Origin of the sequence: Fusobacterium sp. DD2, from assembly GCF_018205345.1 — a bacterium.
In the GTDB taxonomy this organism is placed as follows: domain Bacteria; phylum Fusobacteriota; class Fusobacteriia; order Fusobacteriales; family Fusobacteriaceae; genus Fusobacterium_A.
The window spans coordinates 1-6,442 of sequence record NZ_JADRHM010000096.1 but is presented as its reverse complement, the minus strand read 5'-3'; the positions used below and the strand labels follow the sequence as shown (position 1 = coordinate 6,442).

At 30.1% G+C, this 6,442-nt stretch carries 5 protein-coding genes; all 5 read right to left on the bottom strand.

The annotated features are described in order from the left end of the window. Window positions 1–300: 300 nt before the first annotated feature. Window positions 301–1,611 (bottom strand): cell envelope integrity protein CreD, encoded by a 1,311-nt coding sequence (gene creD, locus IX290_RS10950; protein WP_211493226.1) that lies wholly within the window; start codon window positions 1,609–1,611, stop codon window positions 301–303. Then, a complete protein-coding gene (locus tag IX290_RS11790; protein ID WP_211493225.1) occupies window positions 1,608–2,420 on the bottom strand; it encodes an HNH endonuclease in 813 nt (270 codons plus the stop codon). The genes creD and IX290_RS11790 overlap by 4 nt, the downstream gene beginning before the upstream one ends. A 109-nt stretch (window positions 2,421–2,529) precedes the next feature. Beyond that, the gene (locus IX290_RS10940) at window positions 2,530–3,612 is read right to left on the bottom strand and encodes a PTS sugar transporter subunit IIC (RefSeq protein ID WP_249168941.1); all 1,083 of its coding nucleotides are present in this window, start codon (window positions 3,610–3,612) and stop codon (window positions 2,530–2,532) included. Window positions 3,613–3,722: 110 nt separating this feature from the next. Next, window positions 3,723–4,466, bottom strand: a complete 744-nt coding sequence (locus tag IX290_RS10935) for a DNA methyltransferase (RefSeq protein WP_211493224.1) — start codon at window positions 4,464–4,466, stop codon at window positions 3,723–3,725. A 43-nt stretch (window positions 4,467–4,509) separates the two neighbouring features. Beyond that, window positions 4,510–6,300, bottom strand: coding sequence for a DpnII family type II restriction endonuclease (locus tag IX290_RS11685; protein WP_249168942.1), 1,791 nt, complete (start codon window positions 6,298–6,300; stop codon window positions 4,510–4,512). Between the last annotated feature and the right edge of the window lie 142 nt (window positions 6,301–6,442).

Genomic DNA, 6,442 nt, shown 5'->3' with positions numbered 1-6,442 from the left:
TAACTTTTCGTCAACACTTTTTTCTAAAAATTTTAAAAAATTTAATTCAAAAAATGAAAAAGCAATAAATTAAAGGATTTATCACTATATGTCAAGGTGTTTTTCTTTACATGATTTTTTAGATATTATAGTTAAAATTAATAAAAAAGAGCTGTTGTCTTTCAGCAAAGTAGAATACTGAAAATTTGCAACAGCCCCAATTTATACTAGATTATATATTGCTTAGTTATTATAAACTATTCTTTCTACAGTCAACTAATATTGCCGGTTCTGAGTTTTCTCAAATTGAGAAAACTAAAATTATTTTTCAATCTTATCCATTTTTTCAAATCTCTCAAGATTTCTTGTAACATACATAAGAATATAGACAACTCCTGTAATAAGAGCAGTTCCTATAAGGAGTGAGTAGTTTTGCATTCTTAAAATTGAATATAGTATTGTATAGATACCACATAGGAAAGCAAACATTCCAATTCCATATTTTATATTATGTGTGATTCCTTTTAGATAAAATGCATTTGGAAGTGCTACTGCCATAGTTGCTATAAAATATGCCATATTGAAATTCAGATACTCAACAAGTGATAGAAGTATCAGATAGAAAAGTGCAAGAGAAAATCCCACAATTCCATATTGAATATAGTGTGTAGTCTTTTTCCCTGAAATCTCAAAAATATATACTACAAGAAGGCTTAGCATTATAAAGAGAATTCCATATTTAGCTGCTCTATTTATCTGATCATATTCAGTTATTCCCTCATAAAATCTTACTCCTGCAAGACCACCATCAAAAATTGTATTATCCCTATTATACATTTCTGATGACTTATAATCCTCTTCCCAGAAATACTGTTTATAGTTTCTCACAAGATTTGTAATATCCCATGTAGCTGTAAATCCATCTTCATCTATTTTTGATGTTGCAGGAAGCATTCCATAAAAGCTTGGATGTTTCCATGGAGATGAAACTTCAAATCTATTTTGTACTCCAAAAGGAAGAAGAGTTACTTTCTGAGTTCCTCTGAGCCTTAAATTTATTTTAAATGGAATTACCTTTCCTGAACTATAATTAAAATCTTTTAAAAGTGTTGATATTCCACTGTCAAAAAGACGTGAGTCAGTTCCAGAGTCAACTCTCATAGAATGTCCATCAACTTCAAAACTGTCTATTTTTTCAATTCCTCTATTGTCTGTTAATCCCAATGAAAAATATATCTGTTCAATAGTATAATCTCTGAAAATATCCTCATCTGGTAAAACTATATTCCCCTTAATATCCAAATCTCCTGTATATACTGTTGCATTGTATATTCCTCTTTTTCTTACTGATGTATCAAATGAAGAGGATATATTAAGGTTCTCAGGTAAAATAAGAAGTTTTTTAGTCACTTTTTCTCTACTTGTAAATGTTGAACACTCAACTACTAAAAAAGGACCTGCTATTTTCTGTTCATCTCCCCATTCTCTGCTTACTTCACTTACAGTCTGCTCCCTCAAATTACGTCTTTCATAAACTATTCCCTGAATAAATGATATAGGAATCTGGAGTACCAGTGCAAATATAAAGATAAATATTGCTTTTTTAGTCATAGAATCCAAGCCTAATTTCATAACTTCCTCCTATTTTTTCTCTCTAACACAATCTCTTTTAATCTTTCCACACTTACGTTTTCACCATTTATCTGTCTATGAAGCATTGAATGACAATTAGAACATACTGGGATTAAATCTTTTTCTGGATTAATTTCATATTCCCCTTTTTGATTGCTGATAGGCTTAATATGATGAATCTCAATGAAATTTTTACCCAGTTCACCATAAATATCTTCAAAATTCACTCCACACACTGAACAAGAAACACCGTGAAGTTCTATTGCTCTATCTCTTGCCTTTATATTTCTCTCTCTCCTCAATATAAGTTGCTCCATCTCTTTTCCTTCTAAAAGTTTTGTTACCTCATCCATTTCTGTTTCTCTGTATATTTCATTTTTATACTCATTAACAGATCTTTTTATATAATCTAAAAGTTTAGGTTTATTTTCTAATTTCATTGGTCCTTGAGGTGCTTTTTTTAATCCATTATCAATTAGGTAATTTAACTTTAAACTTTCTGTATTCACCCAATCTACTTGTTTAATTTTTAAAAACTCTTCATATTTTTTATTTAAGATATAATCTCTTTCATTTTTCCAAAGTGCTTTATCAAAATCTATGTCAAGTTCTACATCTCTTTTAACTATTTTTTCTATTTTACACCTGTACACAATCTTTTGATATGGTTGACCACAATAAATATATACAATATCTCCCGGTTGTGATTTTGCCAACTGCTTGCTTTTATGCCAATATATAAAATCATAATTTTCAAAAGCTCTGATTAAATCATACTTTTTTAAATTACACGGAATAATCCATACCACGTCTTTCCCTCCTTTAATGACAATTATCATCTACTTTAATTATACTCTATTTTTTATGAAAATCATATCTCAACAAAAAAGGACCAGTTAAACTGATCCTTAAAAACATCTATTTTATAAGAAGATAATCCTCATCTTTTATTATCCCTTTTTTCTTCATAATTCCTGCTACTAAAAGAGATATAATTGCTGGAAGAATAAAGTGCATAAGTATAATCTCAATTAAAAGTACAGTGTGATCTGTATATCCACTCATAGTCTGCCAAGTCATAAGCTGACCAACAAGTCCTGATGTTCCCATTCCTCCACCAGCTGGGTTATTCTCTAATTTTAACACCATAGTAGAAACAGGTCCCAGTATTACACTTGCAACAATTGGTGGAATCCATATAACAGGTTTCTTCATGATATTTGGCACCTGAAGCATAGAAGTTCCTATCCCTTGTGCTAAAAGTCCATTCCATCTATTTGCCTTAAAACTTATAACTGCAAATCCTACCATCTGAGCAGAACATCCTACTGTTGCAGCACCTGATGCTATTCCTGAAAGTCCTAAAATAATTGACAGTGCTGCTGAACTTATAGGAAGTGTCAAAACCATTCCCATTATTACTGATACCAGCACTCCCATAATAAATGGCTGCATCAATGTAGCTGTCTGAATAAATTTACCAAGGGCATGCATTCCTGATAAAAGATATGGGCCAGCTATAAAGGCTGTAACAGATCCTACAAGAACTGTTACAAGTGGAGTGACTATAATATCAAGTTTGGTTTTCCCTGATACCATTGCTCCTATTTCAGCTCCTACAACTACTGCTATAAAAGCTCCCAATGGATCTCCAGCTCCAGATACAATTATTTTCCCACCTTCACCTAAAATCTGCCCATTGGCCAGTGCTCCTCCAAAAGCTCCAATAAATCCTGTAGCTCCTGAAGCTAAGATTACAAGTTTCGGTTCTTTTAATGCATGGGCAACACCTATTCCAATAACAGGTCCTGTAAGTGACATGGCTACCGCCCCTATGGACACCATAAAAATCTTTAATTCACCAGTAAGATTCAGGGATATCTGTTTTATAATAAGTCCCAAAATCAAAGTACAAAATAGAGCCAATGCCATTCCATTAAGTCCAGTTATGAAATAGCGATTAAAAAAGTTGTGAAACTTCAAGTTTTTCGTGTTTTCCAATTTTAACTCTCCCTTGCTAAATTATTAAGTAAATGTTGATTTTATTACGTTCATCATATATCAACTGTTATATAAAGTCAATATCAGGAAAGTTTTTCTAATAGAGCAAATTATTTTTTAAAAACAAAAAGATATTCATGAGCTAAAAGTAAAAAATTGTATTTAATACTATTGGTTTTCCAAAAACCTGTGGCTTTACAGTTGTGTTGCTCTTTGATTATTATCTCTTTCAAATTAAATCCCTGTTCTTCAAATACTTTCATTACACTCATACCAAGTGGTATAACATGCCCTTTTTGTCTAGTATCCCCCATGAGGATTGCACAAAATTTATCTTTTTTTAAAACTCTATAACATTCACTGGCAACTTTTTTCATTTCTACTAAAAAATCTTTTACTTTTAGATGAGATAAATCTTCTTCAATGTCCTCACTATATTTAATAATATTCGCATAAGGAGGGTGAGTTAACACCAAATCAATTTTTTCATTAGGAATAGAATTGAGATTTCTTGCATCTCCTTTTTTTATACACACTTGTCCGGCATTTTCAAATATAAAGTCAGTCTTTTCTTTACATCTATCTAAGGCCATCTCGTTTATATCTATTCCTATTATATTTCGTTTCAGAAGTTTAGCTTCTACAAGTGTCGTTCCTCCACCTGCAAACTGATCAAGAAGTAAGTCTCCCTCCTTGGAGTATCTAAGAATAATATTTCTTGGAATGTATGGAGACCAGTTTCCCCTATATTTTGCATCATGCGTTGCCCAATCTCCCCTTTTAGGAAAACTCCAAACACTATTCATCTCTAATTCGAAGTTTTCTGGTTCCCACTTTTTAATTTTTTTTACCATAGCTCCCCCTTAAATTTATTTTTTCCTTAAAAAGTGGTCTATTCTATACAAAAATCTTTCTCATAACACCATTTTTCAAGTCTGTAATATTATATATATGCTCCATAACATCAAATGTCTCCTGTAAGTTTCCTTTAGCACTTTTCCAACCTTTACCATCTGTAAACCATACAAATTCTACACCAGGTATTTCCTTTACTTCTAAGGCGATTGTCTTATAGCTTCTTGCGGTTTCATTCAATTTAGAACCATTGCTGGCATAAAAATTTGTTTCAATTAAATATATTGTTTTAGAAGTTTTAACAACATAATCAAATCTTTTCTGAGTCTTTCCTTGATTTGATATTGGTGATAAGTTTATATTCCATTTATCTTGTATTTCCTGTGTGTACATCTCTTTAAAATAATTTTCATCTTTTTTAAATCCTGCTTTTTGTATAAATTTTTCTATAATATCTTCCATTAGATGTCCACCACGATTTTTTCTACCATTTGAGTCCAGCCCAGTTTCAACCCCTGTGACATAATCATAAAGATTATTTATAATCTTATTTTGTATAAGATCAAACAACCCTGTTTTTTCCATAAAAACAGCATATTGTTCCGGAGTATAATTACTTTTTTTAAATGAATAATTAAATTCTTCTTCTGTATCTAGCACATATATTTCTGTACTTCTTACTGCCAGTAAAATAGGAATACATTTTAATATTTCTGGATAATTATTTAATAAATTTATAAAATCATGCTTAATATTTTTTGAACCAATAAGTGAATTTAATATATTCAGTTCAACTTTAATCTTCTCAACATTATTGTGAATTTTTTCAAAATCAACATAATATTCATAAGTTGCTATACTTTTTCTAAAACTTTCCAGCCATTCATTGAAATCTCTTTTCATAATCTTTTCCCCTCCCATATTTGAAACAAGTAATTCAGTTATTTCGCCTCTTTTATCTGCTTTAGAATTTATTCTTCTCTTTGACGCAATTCGTTTAATACTAAACCCATTATACAACTTATCAAAAAATTCATCATTTTCATCTACATTTTTAGGATCAGAATTACTCAGTAGTAATTTTCCTCCCTTTTTATCCAGCTTTTTAAAAAACTCACATAACTTTATCTGTTCCATATCGCCAAATTCCTCTTTAGCATATGAAGTAAAACTTGAACTTTCAGATAAAGGTCTATATGGAGGATCAAAATATACAAATGTATTCTCATCAACAAAATTAATACATTCTAAATAACTTCCACAGTATATTTTAACATCTTTAAGCAACAATGATGCATCTATAAGATTTTCTTTGTCACAAATTTTTGGATTCTTATATGCTCCCATAGGAACATTATAAAGCCCTTGTGAATTCACTCTATACAACCCATTAAAACAGGTTCTATTTATAAATAAAAAAAGTGCTGAACCGTATGTTGTATCATTTATTTTTTTTAATATATAGTTATTATATTCCTCTCTTTTTTTATAATAATACTCTTTTCTGCTCTCTGTACTGAGAGGTAAATACTCTTCTTCAAATTTTTCTAAATATTTAATTAACGAATGGACATCATCCCTGATAACTTTATATAAAGAAATTAGTTCTTCATTTAGATCACTTATATATACTTCTTTTATATCAAATTTGGATAGTATATCAAATAATATTGCCCCTCCACCTACAAAAGGTTCACAATATTTAAATATTTCATTTCCCAACTCTTTAGGATAAAATTTTGTTATTTCGTCAATTAAAGCTCCCTTGCCTCCTGCCCATTTTACAAAAGGTTTAGCTTTTATCCCATTGTTAATTATTTTTTTATCCTCCATGAATAATCCTCCAAATTTATGTGTATCTCTTAGATTTGTATTTCTACATTGTTTATATAACGTGTATATAACATTCTACACTATTTTCATTGTTTTTCATAGTATGAATACTATGTAATCAATATAACTTTTTCAAAAAATA